Origin of the sequence: Shimia sp., from assembly GCF_049116215.1 — a bacterium.
Classification (GTDB): Bacteria; Pseudomonadota; Alphaproteobacteria; order Rhodobacterales; family Rhodobacteraceae; genus Shimia.
The window spans coordinates 393,086-410,291 of the sequence record NZ_JAGDZB010000003.1; the positions used below are offsets into that span (position 1 = coordinate 393,086).

The window sequence follows — 17,206 nt, forward strand, 5'->3', positions numbered from 1 at the left end:
TATGTTTGATCTGACTGGAAAAACCGCACTGGTCACCGGTGCATCGGGTGGCATTGGCGGCGCGATTGCCAAAGCTCTGCACGCTGCGGGCGCAACCGTTGGCCTGTCAGGCACACGTGTTGAGCCGCTTGAAGCATTGGCGGCGGAATTGGGCGAGCGCGCGCATGTGTTGCCGTGTAACCTGAGCGACGGTGAAGCCGTGGATGCGCTGCCAAAGCAAGCGATTGCGGCCATGGGCAGCGTCGATATCTTGGTGAACAACGCCGGTATCACACGGGACCAGCTTTTCATGCGCATGTCTGATGATGAGTGGCAGAGCGTGATTGACGTGAACCTGACCAGTGCGATGCGTCTGTGCCGCGGGGTGATGCGTCCGATGATGAAGGCGCGTTGGGGCCGTATCATCAACGTGAGCTCGATTGTTGGTGCAACCGGCAACCCGGGTCAGGTGAACTATGCCGCCTCCAAAGCGGGTTTGGTTGGGATGACCAAATCGATCGCCTATGAAGTGGCCAGCCGTGGTATCACTGCCAATGCCGTGTCGCCGGGCTTCATTGCCACAGCGATGACTGACAAGCTGAACGATGATCAGAAAGAGACCATCAACAAGCAGATTCCAGCAGCGCGCATGGGCTCTTCTGAAGAGATTGCGGCGGCTGTTCTGTATCTGGCCAGCCCGGAAGCGGGTTATGTGACCGGCTCGACCTTGCATGTGAACGGTGGCATGGCCATGTTGTAAGCCTTCGCGGCGTCCAATAGGGCGCCGCAATTGTCGTCGGTGAAAGCGTTTGCGTTGTGAAGCGGATGTGTTATAGGCGGCGAGTATTTTCCGGGTGCCTTGAGGGGTGGACGGAGACCTTCCGGTGTAGCCGGACCAAAACCGTCCCATTGTGGGGCACAAATCGAACCTGCCCGCGCGGGCAGGAATTCAAACGGGCCAATTCGCCCAATACGAATGAGGAATTGACATGAGCGACGTCGCAGACCGCGTAAAAAAGATCGTTGTAGAGCACCTGGGTGTAGAAGAAGACAAAGTTGTTGAAGCAGCTTCCTTCATTGACGATCTGGGCGCAGACAGCCTCGACACCGTGGAACTGGTTATGGCTTTTGAAGAAGAGTTCGGCATCGAGATCCCAGACGATGCAGCCGAAACCATCCAGACCTTCGGCGACGCCGTTAAGTTCATCTCCGAAGCTTCCTAAGCCGGAGATCCTGCAATTTGCAGGTGAGTGAGAATATCAAACGTCCGTCTCTTAGGTGAGGCGGGCGTTTTACGTTGTCGGTGGCGGGGAGGCTGCCGAAAGGAAACGGCCTAAATTTGGGCGCGGAAGCGCGCAACGGGCCAAGCTGTGGGTTGGCCGCTCTTGCCCCTTGGGGGCGAAGCGGGGTATGAACCCGCAAAAGACTTCTGAGGAAGGGCATAGAAAATGCGTCGTGTTGTTGTCACCGGGCTTGGGCTCGTCACTCCATTGGCTTCCGGTGTGGAAGAAAGCTGGACTCGTATTCTGGACGGTCAGTCCGGTGCGGGCACCATCACCCGGTTTAATCCCGAGCGGGTTACCACCAAATATGCGTGCGAAGTGCCGTATGGCGACGGCACCGATGGCACCTTCAATCCAGATGACTGGATGCAGCCAAAAGAGCGCCGCAAGGTAGACGACTTTATCCTATATGGTGCAGCGGCTTCTCAGATGGCTGTGGAAGACAGTGGTTGGATGCCGCAAGACACCGAGTCGCTGGAACGCACCGGTGTGATGATTGGCTCCGGCATTGGGGGGCTGCAATCGATTGAGCAAACCACGCTGTTGATGGCCGAAAAAGGCCCGCGTCGTGTGTCTCCGTTCTTTATTCCCGGTGCGCTGATCAATCTGATCTCCGGGCAGGTGAGCATCAAATACGGCTTTAAAGGCCCCAACCACTCGGTTGTGACTGCCTGTTCCACTGGGGCGCACGCCATTGGTGATGCGGCTCGTTTGATTGCGTCTGATGATGCGGATGTGATGGTTGCCGGTGGCGGCGAAGCAGCGATCTGTGAGATTGGCATCGCCGGCTTTAACGCCTGTAAGGCGCTGTCGACCGGTTGTGCAGATGATCCAACCAAAGCCAGCCGCCCCTATGATGCCGACCGTGACGGCTTTGTCATGGGCGAGGGCGCTGGTATTGTGGTGCTGGAAGAATACGAACACGCCAAGGCTCGTGGTGCGAAGATCTACGCCGAAGTGCTGGGTTATGGTCTGTCAGGTGACGCATATCACATCACCGCACCGTCTGAGACTGGCGAAGGTGGCGAGCGTTCCATGCGGGCAGCGCTGAAGAAGGCGGGCCTTGAGCCAAAGGACATCGACTACATCAATGCTCACGGCACCTCGACGATGGCAGACACCATCGAGTTGGGCGCGGTGGAGCGCATGATGGGCGAGCACGCGAGCAAAGTTACCATGTCCTCGACCAAGTCGATGACCGGCCACCTGTTGGGCGCGGCGGGCGCGATCGAGGCGATCTTCTCGATCTTGGCGATCCGCGATCAGGTGGCACCGCCGACCATCAACCTCGACAACCAAGCGGTGGAGACCGTCATTGATCTGGCACCAAACAAGAAGGTGGAGCGCGAGATCAATGTGGCGCTGTCCAATAGCTTTGGCTTTGGTGGCACCAATGCGTCCGTGATCTTCGGAAAGGTTGATTAATGTGGCGCTCTGTTGCGTCTAACGCACTGACTTTCCTCATTGTGGCGCTCTTCCTATTGGGGGGCGTCATCCTTTTTGGGCAGTCGACCTATCGCGCGGAAGGGCCGTTAAACGAGCCTGTCTGTGTGCGTGTGCAACCGGGTTCCAACATGAGCCGCGTGTCGCAAGACCTTGAAGAAAAAGGCGCAATTGCCAGTGGAACTTTGTTCCGTTTGGGTGCGGATTATTCGGATAAGGCGGATAAACTCAAGGCGGGTGCATTCCTTGTGCCTGCGGCTGCGTCGATGGAAAAGATTGTCGACATCGTCACCCGTGGCGGAGCGAGCACCTGTGGGACCGAGGTGGTTTATCGCATCGGTGTGACCCGTAAGACCGTTCAGGTGCGCGAGCTTGATCCAGCGACTGGCAGCTTTGTTGAAGTGGCGGCGTTTAATCCTGCGGAAGACGAAGCGCCTGCGGATTACACACGGGTGCACAATGAATCAGATACGCGTTATCGCATTGCTGTGGCCGAGGGTGTGACCAGCTGGCAGGTGATGGACACGCTCAACAGCATTGAGTTGCTCAGTGGTGAGATCGAGCGACCTGAAGAGGGTAGCCTCGCGCCGGACAGTTATGAAGTACGTGTCGGTGACACCCGTCAGAGTGTGATTGATCGTATGCAAGACGCTCAGGAGTTCCTTGTGGCGGCAGCTTGGGAAAGCCGGGCGTCGGATGTGCCGCTGTTGTCGCCAAATGAGCTGCTGATCCTGGCGTCGATCATCGAGAAAGAGACCGGTGTGGCGGAAGAGCGGCGTCAGGTGGCCAGTGTGTTCACAAACCGATTGAACCGTGGCATGCGACTGCAAACCGACCCGACAGTGATCTATGGCGTGACCGAAGGCGTGGGTGTTCTGGGCCGTGGATTGCGTCAAAGCGAGCTACGTCGGGAGACCCCGTGGAACACCTATGTGATCGATGGTTTGCCGCCGACACCAATTGCCAACCCGGGCCGTGCAAGTCTGGAAGCAGCGGCCAATCCTGACACCACGCCGTATATCTTCTTTGTGGCGGATGGCACCGGTGGTCACGCTTTTGCGGAGACCTTGGCCGAGCACAACCAAAACGTGGCGGCTTGGCGTAAGATCGAGGCGGAGAGGGCCAACCAGTAAGTTCGGTTCGGCTCAGAAACACAAAACGCGGTGCCTAAAGGCGCCGCGTTTTTGTTTGAGCCGATGTGTGGTCACCAGGTCTGGCTGGGCAGCACTTCTGAGTGAATTTCTGGCGGCAACTGGAATGTCGAGCTGACACTGTCAGACGCTGGTCCTGCTTGAACCGTGCCAAAAAAACAGGCAACGGCCAGCGACACTCTGATCGGCCAGGAAGGCGTAGTATAGGCAGCTATACGCATCTTAGTCCCCTTCAAATCATCCAAAAATAATCCACCACATAAAGGTTTAGGTTTCGATAAGGGCGCAAATTGGGCGGTAGAGTTCCAGTTTGGAAACACTGCGTTTCCTGCCACATACAACACCTGCGGTCGCATGGTTAATGTATTGAAAACTATGGTAATATTGATTTTTCCTAAGTTTTTGTGTTAAGTCTTGCTAGACCAGAACACACGTAGGGCGGGTATTTTGATCTCGTTTGGGTGAAGCCGGATGACGTGTGGCTTGTGCGGAGGGGCAACTGCGCATGAGAGGCAAAGAGCAACAATGACACAACATTTTACGCCTTCGGGTGAACGCGCGCTGGATCAGGAACTGGACGCTTTGCAGCTGATGTTGCGGCGAGTGACTGGGGAGTTGGAGCGGGTCAAGATCGCTTTACATCGCGATGGTCCTGAGGCCACCGCAGCGGGAAGTCAGGTTTTGGCCCAGGTGCGGCAGTGCATGCGATTGGCGCTATTGGTGGAGAGAGACATTGACCAGCGTTCCGCAACAAACCGTCCAACAGGACATGCCCAGCTTGACCTCGATGTCGCGCGATCTTCGATCGGGCGCCGCCTGGATCGCCTCCGAGCCGCGCGCGATGCAGAGTGAATTTTTAGGCAGTCTGACGGAAGGGGAGCTTTTGGCGCTCCCCTTTTTGTTTGAGTTCTGGGCCATGCCACATCAGCTGCCGCCGGCAGGGGATTGGAAGACCTGGGTGATCCTGGGCGGACGTGGGGCCGGCAAGACGCGGGCCGGGGCCGAATGGGTGCGCTCTGTGGTCGAGGGGGCTAGGCCACAGGACGAAGGGACTGCGCGGCGGGTAGCTTTGGTGGGAGAAACCATCGATCAGGTGCGCGAGGTGATGATTTTTGGCGAAAGTGGCTTAATCGTCTGTGCGCCGCCCGATCGGCGTCCGGTGTGGGAGGCAGGGCGACGGAGATTGGTTTGGCCCAACGGTGCTGTGGCGCAGGCGTTTTCGGCGCATGACCCGGAGAGCCTGCGCGGGCCGCAATTTGATGCTGCCTGGGTCGATGAAATAGGCTGCGCTGCGATTGATAAGGGGCCCAATCAGCCAAACAAGTTTCTGGATGAGAAATCTTCTGAATCTGCGATGCCTTTTTTTTCCACAGGATTGCGAGAGGACGCTGTGCAACAACGCTACTATCAGGCGTTGCATGAGCATTATGCAGATCCACAAATGAATCCGGTTTCCAATGTGTATGGGGGCAGCATGGTGGCATGTGATCGCATGTTTGCCTGGGCCTGGGATGCACGGCCGTTTCCCGCTTTCCCGAACGAGCGCGACTTGTGGAGCGACGGGAGCAATTATTACAAAGGCCATTGGATCAATGGGCGGGTGAGCAATCGCAGCCTTGGATCGTTGGTTGAGGAGATTTGCATCGACGCAGGCATCTCCGCCTATGACGTGTCAGGATTGCGTGGGGTGGTGCGCGGATTTGTGCAATCGGACGTGGCCGATGGGCGGTCGGCCTTGCAACCTTTGATGTTGCGACACGGTTTTGATGCTGTGGAGCGTGATGGGGTTCTGCAGTTTGTCATGCGCTCGGATCAGCAGAAATACGTTGTAGAGCCGGAATGCTGCGCAGACGTGAAAGACGTCGATGGCGACGTGGAATTGACACGACAGGCGGATGCCGAACTTGCTGGTCGTGTCCGGTTGAATTTTGTGCTGGCGGAACGGGATTTTGAGACCGCCTCCGAAGAAGCCGTTTTACACGACGAAGCAACTTTTTCAGTGGCGCATAGTGAAGTCGAAGAAGTTTTGACGCGGGCGGAGGGACGCCAGACGGCAGAGCGATGGTTGGCAGAGGCACGCGTGGCTCGGGATCGGGTGAAACTGGCATTGCCACCAAGCCGCCTGAATATAGGGGTGGGAGACCTTGTCGAATTGAATTCTCAAGCCGGAGGGGCTCAAAAGTTTCGGCTCGACCGATTGACCCAGCAGGGGGCGCAGGTGCTGGAAGGGGGGCGGACGGAAAGGTCGCTTTATAAGACAGCCGAGATGACCGAAGACGTCGCTCGAAAGCCCCGGTTTGTTCCGGCAGTGCCGGTTCAGACGTTGTTTCTGGACCTGCCATTGATGACGGGTGAAGAGCTTCCCCATGCGCCACATCTTGCGGTGGCTGGCAACCCTTGGCCGGGGGTGGTTGCGGTGTATTCGAGCGACAGCGAGGAAGGGTATGGGTTGGATGGAATTGTCGATGGCAGCGCCATCGTTGGTGTGACTGAAACGCCGCTTTGGCGTGCAAGTACAGGTGTCTGGGATCGTGGTGAAGCGATACAACTGCGGATGCTGAACGGTGCGCTGCGCAGCGCTAGTGCGCAGGAGGTTTTAAACGGGCAAAACCTGGCGTTTATTGGCGACGGTTCTCCTGGAAATTGGGAAGCATTTCAGTTTCAGGACGCCGAGCTGTTTGGGGAAAACCGCTACGCGTTGTCGACACGCTTGCGGGGACAGCTGGGGACGGACGCTTTGATGCCAGAGGCTTGGCCGGCTGGAAGCTGGGTTGTCTTTCGCTCGTCTCAGCTTACGCAGCTGCCATTTGCAAAAAACAATCGCGGTCAGACCCGAAACTATCGTATCGGGCCTGCGCAGCGCGGCCTGAACGCCGCCAGTTACACGCATCATGTGGAAAGCTTCGAGGGCAATGGTTTGCGGCCTTACGCGCCCGTGCATCTGAGACAGGTGTTAAAATCAGCCGGCAACATTGAGGTCACGTGGATTAGGCGCGCACGGATGGATGCGGACAATTGGGACGGCTTCGAGGTGCCACTTGGCGAAGAAAATGAAGGTTATCTTCTTCGCATACGACGCGCGGATGCAATAATGCGTGAGGTGCAAGTGTTTGAAACAAGGTGGCAATACCAACCTGATGATCAGATGGCAGATGGCGGTGTTTCGGGCCTTGAGGTCGAGGTGGCGCAAATTTCAGCGGTGTTTGGGCCGGGACCGTTTCGGTCAATGGCGCTTGAGGCCTGAGAAAGAAGCACAGCTGGGCTCACCGCTTTGTGTTTCATTCGATTTGGTTTTTGTCGCCGTCACACCTTTGAATTTGCGGCGTTCCGCTTAGGTGGTGTAGGCTGGCCGGGAGAAAAAGGGGACCAAGATGGCTGAGACGCAACCCAAAGTGACCGAACTTGATCCGGTCTGGCAGCAAATTACGCGTGAAGCGGAAGAGGCGGTGAAAGAAGAGCCGCTGATGGGTGGTTTGGTGCATGCTTGCGTGTTGCACCATCGCACAATCGAGCGCGCGCTGAGCTATCGCTTTGCAGCCAAGCTGTCTTCTAACGAGATGTCGATGGTGATCCTGCGTGAGATTGCGGACGAGGCGTTTGCGTCGGATCCGGCAATCGCGGAATCCGCGCGGGCTGATTTGAGCGCGATTTATGATCGCGATCCGGCGTGCCATCGTCTGCTACAGCCGATCCTGTACTTCAAGGGCTACCAGGCGGTTCAGGCGTACCGTATTGGCAATTGGCTGTGGCGCCAGGGGCGTACCGATCTGGCTTACTTCATCCAGATGCGCACCAGCGAAATCTTTGGCATCGACATTCATCCGGCTGCCAAGATTGGCAAAGGCATTATGATCGACCACGCGCATTCCATTGTGATTGGTGAAACCGCTGTCGTCGGCGACAACGTCTCGATGCTGCACTCTGTGACGCTTGGTGGGACCGGCAAAGAAGAAGAGGACCGTCATCCCAAGATTGGCGATGGCGTTTTGATTGGCGCCGGCGCCAAGGTGCTCGGCAACATCACAGTGGGGCATTGCAGTCGCGTGGCAGCTGGCTCGGTCGTGTTGCAAGAGGTGCCGCCTTGTTCGACGGTTGCCGGTGTGCCGGCAAAAGTGGTGGGCGAAGCAGGTTGTGACCAGCCAGCGGTGAACATGAATCAGGACATTGGTGACTGCAGCAAAAGCTAGCAGAGATCTGATTATAAAAGAAAAAGGACCGCTTGATGCGGTCCTTTTTTTGTCGCTTCGGTGTTTGGTTTAAGCCAGCATCGCCATTGGATTTTCCAGATTGTCGACTATGGAGTTCAGAAGCTGTGCCCCCAATGCGCCATCGATCACGCGGTGATCGACAGACAACGTCACTGACATAACGGTCGCGACTTCCAGATCACCCTCGGTGTTCACAACCGGTTTTTTGGTGCCAGCGCCAACGGCCAGAATTGCGCCATGTGGTGGGTTGATAACCGCGTCAAAGTTGTCGATGCCAAACATACCGAGGTTGGAGATGGCAAAACTGCCGCCCTGATACTCATGAGGGGCCAGTTTGCGATCCCGTGCGCGGGCGGCGAGGTCTTTCATTTCCGCTGAGAGCGCGGAGAGAGACTTCATCTCAGCGTCTTTGAGCACAGGGGTGAACAGCCCGCCTTCGATGGCCACCGCAACGGCCACGTCGGATGGAGACAGCTTGAGGATGCGGTCGTTGGCCCAAACGGCGTTGGCTTCTGGAACTTCTTGCAGCGCCAGTGCGCAAGCTTTGATGATGAAGTCATTCACCGAGAGTTTGGCGCCACGCTTTTCCAGCTGTTTGTTGAGCTGGCTGCGGAAGGCCAAGAGGGCATCCAGTTTGATGTCGCGACGCAGATAGAAATGCGGGATCGACTGTTTGGCTTCTGTAAGGCGCGCAGCAATGGTTTTGCGCATCCCGTTGAGCGTCACCTCTTCGAAATCCCGGTCCGCGTACATTTTCAGCACGGTTTCGGCATCGGGACCGGCAGGCAGCTTGGCCGCTGGGGCTGGCGCCGCAGACGGTGCTGCAGCTGCCGCAGTTGGCTTGGACGTTGAGGCTGCGGACGCTCCCTCAACATCTGCCTTCACGATGCGTCCACGTGGGCCTGAACCCTGAATGGTCGCGAGATCGACCCCCTTGTTGGCCGCGATCCGGCGGGCGAGAGGTGAGGCAAAGATGCGATTGCCGTCTGCCGCGACAGGAGCCGCGGGCGCTGCAGGGGCCTGCGAAGTCTCGCTTGGTGCGGCTTTAGGTGCACTCTCGGTCGCTGCGGTAGGTGCAGCAACTGGTGTCGCACCGATGTCGGCTGCGCTTTCGCCATCTTCGAGCAAAATGGCGATGGGCGAGTTCACTGCAACACCTTCGGAGCCTTCCGGCACCAGGATCTTGCCAATGATGCCGTCCTCGACGGCTTCAAACTCCATAGTGGCCTTGTCGGTTTCGATTTCCGCCAGAAGGTCACCTGAGGAAACTTCGTCCCCTTCTTTGACCAGCCATTTGGCCAATGTGCCTTCTTCCATGGTGGGCGAGAGGGCGGGCATGAGGATTTCAATAGGCATGTGCGTGTCTCCTCACCGATAAGTCACTTGTTTCACCGCCGCGATGACCTCTTCCGTGGTCGTCAGCGCCAGTTTTTCGAGATTGGCCGCATATGGCATCGGGACGTCTTTGCCAGTGCAGTTGATCACCGGGGCGTCCAGATAGTCAAATGCGCGTTCCATGATGGTGGCCGAGAGGTGGTTGCCGATGGAGCCCACCGGCCAGCCTTCCTCCACCGTCACACAGCGGTTGGTTTTCATCACCGAGGCAATTACAGTGTCGTAGTCAATCGGGCGTAGAGTTCGCAGGTCGATGACTTCTGCAGAAATGCCGTCTTCTGCCAGTTTATCAGCAGCCTCGAGGGCGTACTGCATGCCGATTCCGAAGCTGACGATGGTCACGTCAGAGCCTTCGCGCCAGATGCGGGCCTTGCCGAAAGGAATGGTGAAATCATCCATGGCGGGCACTTCGAAGCTGCGGCCATACATGATTTCGTTTTCCAGGAAGATCACCGGGTTTGGATCGCGGATTGCGGATTTGAGCAACCCTTTGGCGTCAGAGGCCGAGTAGGGCATTGCAACTTTAAGGCCTGGGATTTGCGCGTACCATGCTGCGTAGTCTTGGCTGTGCTGCGCTCCGACGCGGGCGGCGGCACCGTTGGGGCCACGGAACACCATGGGTGCGCCCATTTGACCGCCGGACATATAGAGTGTTTTGGCAGCGGAATTGATAATTTGGTCAATGGCTTGCATGGCGAAGTTGAATGTCATGAATTCAACAATCGGCTTCAAGCCTCCAAAGGCCGCACCCACCGCGATCCCGGCAAAGCCATGCTCGGTGATGGGGGTGTCGATGACCCGCTTGCTGCCAAACTCATCTAGCAGACCCTGGCTCACCTTATAGGCACCTTGATACTCCGCGACTTCTTCGCCCATCAGGTAGACGTCTTCGTCACCACGCATTTCTTCGGCCATGGCGTCCCGCAGCGCTTCGCGCACAGTCTGGGTCTTCATCGGTGTGCCTTCGGGCCAATCCGGCGTCAGATCTGGCGCTGGTGCTGCCGGAGCGGCTTGTGCCGGTACAGATGCAGGGGCTTCGGTGGCAGGAGCCGGTGCACTGGCCTCAGACGCTTCTGGAGCGGCCTCAATAGCGCTGACATCTTCGCCGTCTTCGGCCAGAATGGCGATGGCGGTGTTGACTGCCACACCTTCGGTGCCTTCCGCGATCAGGATTTTGCCAATCACACCTTCATCGACCGCCTCAAACTCCATAGTGGCCTTGTCAGTTTCGATTTCGGCAATGATATCACCGGATTGTACAGTGTCGCCTTCTTTGACCAGCCATTTGGCCAGCGTGCCTTCTTCCATGGTCGGAGAGAGGGTGGGCATGAGAATTTCGGTTGCCATGGGTCAGTTTCCCTCCTTGGATGGGGCGATCATTCCAACGATATTTCCTTGGCCGTCTTCGACATAGGCGCAACGGCCGATGCCGGGAAAATCTTGCGGGGGCAGGGCTTCGGCACCGCCGTTGTCCAGCGCCCAAGCGTAGCTTTTGTCACAGTCAGCCACGTCAAAGGTCATCGTGCCGCCGCGGACCGGGGAACTGGCTTCGGGGGTGGCTCCCATGCGTTTCATCATGCCAATTGTCAATCCGTGATCGGTGCCAATGCCGTCGCCTGCAACAAGCTGATATTGAATGTCTTCTCCGCCCGGCATGGCGGAAAAAGTCCAGTCAAAAAGGCCGGTGTAAAAAGCCTTAGCAGCCTCAACATCTGCGGCGTGAATTTCAAAATGCGCCATGATCATGCCTCCGCGTAGATGTCGGTCCAGAGTTCGGTCTCGTCTGGCAGGGGGCTTTCCTTGGCGAAGTCGGCCGAGGCATTCACGATGGCCTTGATCTCTTTGTCGATCGCTTTCAGATCCTCTTCGGAGGCGTGTTTGCCGGTTAGAAGCATCTGGCGCACATTCTCGATAGGGTCACGTTCCTCGCGCATTTTTTGCACCTCTTCGCGGGTGCGATACTTTGCCGGGTCGGACATTGAGTGGCCGCGATAGCGGTAGGTTTTGACTTCAAGGATGTAAGGGCCTTTGCCGGAGCGGCAGTGCTTCACTGCGCGTTCGCTGGCATCTTTGACCGCTAGGACGTCCATTCCGTCGACCATTTCCCCTGGAATGCCAAAGGCTTCGCCGCGTTTGTAAATGTCTTGAGACGACGTGGATCGGGCTTGGGCTGTACCCATAGCGTATTGGTTATTTTCGATCACAAAGATGACCGGCAAATCCCAGAGAGCAGCCATGTTGAAGGTCTCATATACCTGGCCTTGGTTGGCCGCGCCGTCGCCAAAGTAGGTGAAGGTCACGCGGCCGTTGTTTTTGTATTTGTCGGCAAAAGCGAGGCCTGCGCCAAGTGGCACCTGCGCGCCGACAATGCCGTGGCCGCCATAGAAATGTTTCTCTTTCGAGAACATGTGCATGGAGCCGCCTTTGCCTTTGGAGTAGCCGCCCTCACGCCCAGTCAGTTCGGCCATCACACCGTTGGCGTCCATGCCGCAGGCCAGCATGTGCCCGTGGTCGCGGTACGACGTGATGCGCTTGTCACCTTCTTCTGTTGCGGCCTCAAGGCCCACAACTACGGCTTCCTGACCGATGTAAAGGTGGCAAAACCCGCCGATCAATCCCATGCCGTAGAGTTGGCCTGCCTTCTCTTCGAAGCGGCGGATCAACAGCATGTCGCGGTAGTATTGCGTGAGTTCTTCGCCCGAGACGTTGGGCTTCTTTGCAGCGCGTTTTGCCGCCATGGTGACTCCTCCCAAAGACAAAATGGTTTAGTGTTAAACCATACTTGCAGGAAGGGTAGCGGATCACCGCATGGGTTGCGAGTGGAAAAAGGTCTGTATTGTCAGGATGTTCGCGGATTCAGCGAATGACAAGCTCATCGGCGCGGATCATGCCAAGTACGTCGCGGGCTTGTTGATCCAGCAAATCAAGGTCCAGATAGCTGTCAGACAGGCGACGGGTGAGGTTTTCCATATGGGCCACTTCCGCCTGCGCCAGAGCCAGCTCCGCCTCGAGTTGCTGCTTTTCCGCCAGGATCTCCACACGACGAAATAGGCCGTAGTCGCCTTGCACAGCGGCGAAGGTGAAGTAGGTCGCCAGCGTGAAAGCGATGCCAAAAAACGCAAGCGCGCCAAGGGCCGGTTTGGTGGAAGATGCTGTCATTTTTGCCTCTGAGTGCGGCTTTGCGCCGTCTGATTTCTTTATATCTTAGGTGATTCGCTGTGTGAATCCCTTAACGACAAGTTTTTTCATTTATTTTTGTGACGTGACGGGAATGTTGGCAGGGCGTTTTTCTCCGGTCAGGCTGGCTGTGGGAGGAGCCAGAAATGACCACATCACAGCCGGTGTCACAGTTAGGATCGCATGAGGTTTTTAACCAACCCGAACCGCAGCGGGCGGTGGATCTTTGGGGGCAGGATCACGCGCTGATAGAGCACGCCGCGGCGGCGGGGGCGCGGGTGGATCATCTGGCGCAGGTTGGGGCCAAATGGGGTGGTGAACCTCTGCGGCAAGCGGCGGAGGATGCGCGGCGGGATCTGCCGCGGCTAAAGACGTTTGACCGGTCCGGGCGGCGCGTGGATGAGGTGGAATTTCACCCGGGATACCATGCGGTGATGCAGGCGGGCTTAGAAGCGGGCTATGCCTCGGCTGCCTGGGACGGGCAGGCCGGGGGACATGCAACCCATGCGGTGTTGACCTACTACATGGCGCAGTTGGAGCCTGGTATCGCCTGTCCATTAACCATGACCTATGCGGCGGTGCCCGCGCTGCGGCATCAGCCGGATCTGGCGGAGGTTTGGACACCGCGTTTGACCTCTGGTGTCTATGATCCGAGGACCACGCCGATTGGCACCAAACAAGGTGCAACTCTGGGCATGGCCATGACCGAAAAGCAGGGTGGCAGTGATGTGCGGGCCAACACCACCAAAGCCAGCCGAGATGGCGCGGTCTATCGGTTAAATGGGCACAAATGGTTCTGTTCCGCGCCGATGTGTGACGGGTTCCTGACGCTTGCACAGGCAGAGGGGGGGCTCACTTGTTTTCTGGTGCCGCGCTGGTTGGAAGGCGAGCGCAATGGCATTCGTATTCAACGACTTAAGGACAAGTTGGGCAATAAGGCCAACGCCAGTTCTGAGATTGAATATCACAATGCGCTGGCTTACCGCGTGGGCGAGGAAGGCGCGGGGGTGCGGGCCATTATTGAAATGGTGCATCACACGCGGCTGGACACAGTATTGGCCCCGGCGGGGCTGATGCGGGCGGCCTTGCAGGAGGCACACTGGTGGGTAGCGTCACGCTCTGCGTTTCAAAAGCGCCTCATCGACCAGCCGCTGATGCGGTCGGTCTTGGCCGATTTGGCTGTGGATACGGAGGCGGCGCTGTCGGTCGGGATGTTCCTTGCAGGTGCCTTTGATCGGGACGATGCAGAAAGCCGTGCGCTGGCGCGGATTGGCGTAGCATTGGCGAAATATCTCAACAACAAACGCTGCATTGGTGTGATCGCGGAGGCGATGGAGATGCTGGGCGGCATGGGATACGTCGAGGAAACGCCGATGCCGATGCTTTATCGTGAGGCGCCGCTCAATGGCATCTGGGAAGGCTCCGGCAATGTGATCTGTCTGGACGTGTTGCGGGCGCTGGTGAAGGAGCCGGAAGCGGGTGAGGCATTGAAAGCTGTGCTCGGTTCTGTGACGGGATCAGATGGGCGCTATGATGCGGCTTTGAAAGCGCATATGGAACGCTGGCCAGGGCTGCCGCATGAGGCGGAGGCGCGGTGGTTTGTGGAGAGTTTGGCGGTGCTTTTGACGGCCGCCAGCCTGATGAAAACCGCACCGTCGGTAGTGGCGGAAGGCTATGTCGGTTCGCGGGTTGCGGGAGATCGAGGGGCGTTTCCCGGGGCTGTGCGAGGTATGGATGTGGACGCCATCATTGCGCGGCTGGGGTAGGGCGTTAACTTGCCAAATCGGGCCAAATTTCGCGTCGGTATTTTGTCTGTATCACGACTGTTTTGCGGAGGTGCGTTTTTTGAACGCGCAAAACGTTGCGTTTGTGAAGGCAACGGGCGCTGGGTTTGGCGAATTGTAACGATGCTTTCCGCCGGGAGACGTTTGACGCGCACCTTCTGAGTGATGGACCGGTTGCAAGGAATGCTCTACCCTAACAAGAAATTTACCTTCGACGGGCCGCGCCTATGCTTGGCCCAGATCGCATTTTTGAAAGGAATAGCCCCCATGAGCCCGTTTAAACCTGTTCAGACAATTGTGACCGGATTGACCGCCGCGGCGGCATTGCTCACGGCATCGATGAGCTTTGCGGCGGATGACACGGTTTTGCCGACCTCTGGCGACAATGTGGAGACCTATCTGAGTTCGAAATATTGGACGGTCTTCAAGAACAACACACGGCAGTCCTGTTTCATTGAATGGCGCAGTGAAAACAGCGTGGTGCAGGCGGGTCTCACCATGGCCCAAGACGCCGGCTATTTGGGGGCCTTCGTTAAAGGCGAGGCGCCCGCGGATGGAGATCGCGAGATTGCGATTGTGGTGAACGGCAAAATCTACTCTGGGACAGCCTCGTCTGTGTCACAGACAGTTTCTGGCGGTTTTACCGGCGGGTACATCGTTTTTGACAACCCACAGTTTGTGGTCGATTTGGAAAAAGCCCGCGAGTTTGTGGCGTTTCAAGGCTCGCCTCGGGCGGTGACTGTCAAACTCAAGACACCGAAAAATGCGATTGAACGCGCACAGGAGTGCATGGCGAAGTTTTGAGATCGGGTTTTGAAATCATCTGAACTTCTGAATTTCGGTGAGATCGATCAAAACGGAGTGTCGGTTGTCATCAAACCGAGTGGGCACAACTTGTAAGTCGTGCTCGCTTGGTCCTTTTTTGACGCGCCCCCATAGATCAAAGTGAGAGCCGCGACACGGATCAAAAAAGCCGCCAAAATCCCCTGCGCCGGGCATGGTGACGCAGCCGATGCCACCCATATCCACAGGACTGAGCACAAGCCATTCGAGGTAGGTGTACTGCTCGGGGTCCATGTCCGCTTCGAGCGATCCGTCCTGCAAGCTCTCCAGTATGTCGTCATAAACAAAGCGGGGTTCCCACTGTGTCAACGCGGTTGCCATTTGTGGCAGGCTGCGCCGCCAGATCACCACGGGTTTCCCGTTGAAGTCGCTAAAAACAGTGTCTCCCGGAGCCATGTCGATGACGGATATGTGGTGCAAGTTGGGGTTGGTTTGCGCCGTCACATCTGCGGTGGGGGTCGTGCTGCCCGCTAGATAGTAGAGCCCAGTCGCCACTGTCGCAAACAGCCATCCTACGGTGAGGTAACAGAGCGCGTTGTCTTTGTTGATCATATAACTTCTGGCTTCTGCAAGGTCACGGGCGGCGTCGCGCCTTTATAGCGCTTAAGTTGAGCCAAGAGAATACACGGCGGCGGGTGAGAGGCAGGCGTCGCCTGCTTCTTGTTCCACATTTTCCCTCTCGCCCCTCCCAAAAATCTCTGCCACACTTCTTGGCAATGAATTTGGCCCATAGGCCGGACAACAAGAGGCAGTTGGTATGAGTTTTTCGCGTCGGAACTTTCTGGTGGGGTTGTCGTCATTGGCGTTGGCAGCGTGTCAGGGAACATCAAGCACGCCGTCACGGCAGACAGCATCGATTGCCCAAGGGTTGCCGGTGGATTTGCGGCCCACGCCAAATGGTGCCTATGACGCCTGGGTCGCAAGTTTTCGCGGGCGGGCGTTGGGTGCGGGCATCAGTGAGACCACGCTGAATGCGGCGTTTCGCAACACCGGGTATTTACCGGGGGTGATCAAACGCGATCGCAATCAGACCGAGTTCACCCGCACGCTGGAGGATTATCTGTCGATTGCCGCGTCTGATGAACGGATTGCCAAAGGCAAGGCGGCGTTTGCGCGGCATGGCAGCACGCTGCGCAATCTGGAGCAAAGCTATGGTGTGGATGCGGAGATCATCTGTGCGATCTGGGGGCTGGAGAGCTACTACGGGGAGCGCAAGGGGGATATTCCGGTGATCTCGGCGACTTCTACGCTGGCCTTTGATGGGCGGCGCGGGAGTTTTTATGAAAAGCAGCTGATTGCGGCGCTGAAGATTTTGCAGAATGGCGATATTTCGGTGGACCGCATGACCGGCAGCTGGGCCGGGGCGATGGGGCACACGCAGTTTATTCCCACAAGTTATCAGGCCTTTGCGGTGGATTACACCGGCGATGGGCGGCGCGATATCTGGTCAGACGATCCGTCCGATGCATTGGCGTCCACGGCGGCCTATTTGCAGCGCAATGGCTGGACGCGCGGGGTCTCCTGGGGGCGGGAACTGCGGCCAGGCGAGAGCGCGGGGCGGGTGATTCAGCCGCAGGCCGGTGGGCCGCGGTTTGGGGTGACCGGAAATTTTTCGGCGATCAAGCGCTACAACAATTCGGACAGCTATGCGATTGGCGTTGGGCACCTGGCGGATCGGATTGCGGGTGGCGGGCCCTTGCGTACCGCGTTTCCGCCGGATCAGTATGGGCTCATTAAGGATGACCGGATTTCCCTGCAGTCACGCCTAACGGCGCGGGGGTTTGACACCGGAGGCGCGGATGGCGTGCTGGGGCCGAAGTCTAAGGCAGCGATTGCCGACTATCAGCGCAGTCGCGGTTTGCAGCCGACAGGCGACCCATCACAGGCGTTGCTGGCCTCATTGGCTTAAATTGAAAAAGGCGCCCCGTGATGGAGCGCCTTTT

General features: G+C 57.5%; 16 protein-coding genes. 10 read left to right on the forward strand and 6 right to left on the reverse strand.

Annotated elements, in window-relative coordinates; all coding sequences use genetic code 11:
- Position 1 precedes the first annotated feature (1 nt).
- The 7 genes from fabG (at position 2) to cysE (ending at position 8,043) form a co-directional block, all read left to right on the forward strand.
- Complete coding sequence (fabG, locus tag JXR15_RS10535) at positions 2 to 739, forward strand: 3-oxoacyl-[acyl-carrier-protein] reductase (RefSeq protein ID WP_422053185.1); 738 nt, start codon at positions 2 to 4, stop codon at positions 737 to 739.
- Positions 740 to 968: 229 nt separating this feature from the next.
- On the forward strand, positions 969 to 1,202 hold the full coding sequence (locus JXR15_RS10540; RefSeq protein ID WP_058240599.1) for an acyl carrier protein: 234 nt from the start codon (positions 969 to 971) through the stop codon (positions 1,200 to 1,202).
- Positions 1,203 to 1,427: 225 nt separating this feature from the next.
- Positions 1,428 to 2,687: a beta-ketoacyl-ACP synthase II gene (gene fabF / locus JXR15_RS10545; protein ID WP_422053186.1), complete on the forward strand. Its 1,260-nt coding sequence runs from the start codon at positions 1,428 to 1,430 to the stop codon at positions 2,685 to 2,687.
- Complete coding sequence (gene mltG, locus JXR15_RS10550) at positions 2,687 to 3,838, forward strand: endolytic transglycosylase MltG (protein WP_422053187.1); 1,152 nt, start codon at positions 2,687 to 2,689, stop codon at positions 3,836 to 3,838. Before fabF ends, mltG begins: the two co-directional genes overlap by 1 nt.
- Before the next feature lie 543 nt (positions 3,839 to 4,381).
- Positions 4,382 to 4,708: a hypothetical protein gene (locus JXR15_RS10555; RefSeq protein ID WP_422053188.1), complete on the forward strand. Its 327-nt coding sequence runs from the start codon at positions 4,382 to 4,384 to the stop codon at positions 4,706 to 4,708.
- Between the two features lie 31 nt (positions 4,709 to 4,739).
- Entirely contained in the window at positions 4,740 to 7,100 is a 2,361-nt protein-coding gene (locus tag JXR15_RS10560) for a phage tail protein (protein ID WP_422053189.1), read from the forward strand.
- A gap of 127 nt (positions 7,101 to 7,227) precedes the next feature.
- Positions 7,228 to 8,043 carry a serine O-acetyltransferase gene (gene cysE / locus JXR15_RS10565; protein ID WP_422053190.1) on the forward strand — a complete coding sequence of 272 codons (816 nt, stop codon included), beginning with the start codon at positions 7,228 to 7,230 and terminating at the stop codon, positions 8,041 to 8,043.
- Positions 8,044 to 8,112: 69 nt separating this feature from the next.
- Here the strand turns inward: cysE and JXR15_RS10570 are convergent, their stop codons facing one another.
- From JXR15_RS10570 to JXR15_RS10590, 5 genes are all read right to left on the reverse strand, one after another.
- Entirely contained in the window at positions 8,113 to 9,420 is a 1,308-nt protein-coding gene (locus JXR15_RS10570) for a pyruvate dehydrogenase complex dihydrolipoamide acetyltransferase (protein WP_422053191.1), read from the reverse strand.
- Between the two features lie 12 nt (positions 9,421 to 9,432).
- Entirely contained in the window at positions 9,433 to 10,806 is a 1,374-nt protein-coding gene (locus tag JXR15_RS10575) for a pyruvate dehydrogenase complex E1 component subunit beta (protein WP_422053192.1), read from the reverse strand.
- 3 nt (positions 10,807 to 10,809) lie between these two features.
- Positions 10,810 to 11,199 carry a VOC family protein gene (locus tag JXR15_RS10580; RefSeq protein WP_422053193.1) on the reverse strand — a complete coding sequence of 130 codons (390 nt, stop codon included), beginning with the start codon at positions 11,197 to 11,199 and terminating at the stop codon, positions 10,810 to 10,812.
- A 2-nt stretch (positions 11,200 to 11,201) separates the two neighbouring features.
- Positions 11,202 to 12,197, reverse strand: a complete 996-nt coding sequence (gene pdhA, locus JXR15_RS10585; RefSeq protein ID WP_422053194.1) for a pyruvate dehydrogenase (acetyl-transferring) E1 component subunit alpha — start codon at positions 12,195 to 12,197, stop codon at positions 11,202 to 11,204.
- A 118-nt stretch (positions 12,198 to 12,315) separates the two neighbouring features.
- Positions 12,316 to 12,618, reverse strand: a complete 303-nt coding sequence (locus JXR15_RS10590) for an FtsB family cell division protein (protein ID WP_294229114.1) — start codon at positions 12,616 to 12,618, stop codon at positions 12,316 to 12,318.
- A gap of 164 nt (positions 12,619 to 12,782) precedes the next feature.
- Between JXR15_RS10590 and JXR15_RS10595 the strand changes: the two genes are divergently transcribed.
- Positions 12,783 to 14,402 (forward strand): acyl-CoA dehydrogenase family protein, encoded by a 1,620-nt coding sequence (locus JXR15_RS10595; RefSeq protein WP_422053195.1) that lies wholly within the window; start codon positions 12,783 to 12,785, stop codon positions 14,400 to 14,402.
- Positions 14,403 to 14,687: 285 nt separating this feature from the next.
- Entirely contained in the window at positions 14,688 to 15,224 is a 537-nt protein-coding gene (locus JXR15_RS10600) for a hypothetical protein (protein WP_422053196.1), read from the forward strand.
- Between the two features lie 15 nt (positions 15,225 to 15,239).
- Here the strand turns inward: JXR15_RS10600 and JXR15_RS10605 are convergent, their stop codons facing one another.
- Positions 15,240 to 15,815 carry a ubiquinol cytochrome C oxidoreductase gene (locus JXR15_RS10605; protein WP_422053197.1) on the reverse strand — a complete coding sequence of 192 codons (576 nt, stop codon included), beginning with the start codon at positions 15,813 to 15,815 and terminating at the stop codon, positions 15,240 to 15,242.
- Positions 15,816 to 16,020: 205 nt separating this feature from the next.
- Between JXR15_RS10605 and JXR15_RS10610 the strand changes: the two genes are divergently transcribed.
- Positions 16,021 to 17,172: a lytic murein transglycosylase gene (locus JXR15_RS10610; protein ID WP_422053198.1), complete on the forward strand. Its 1,152-nt coding sequence runs from the start codon at positions 16,021 to 16,023 to the stop codon at positions 17,170 to 17,172.
- Positions 17,173 to 17,206: the final 34 nt, after the last annotated feature.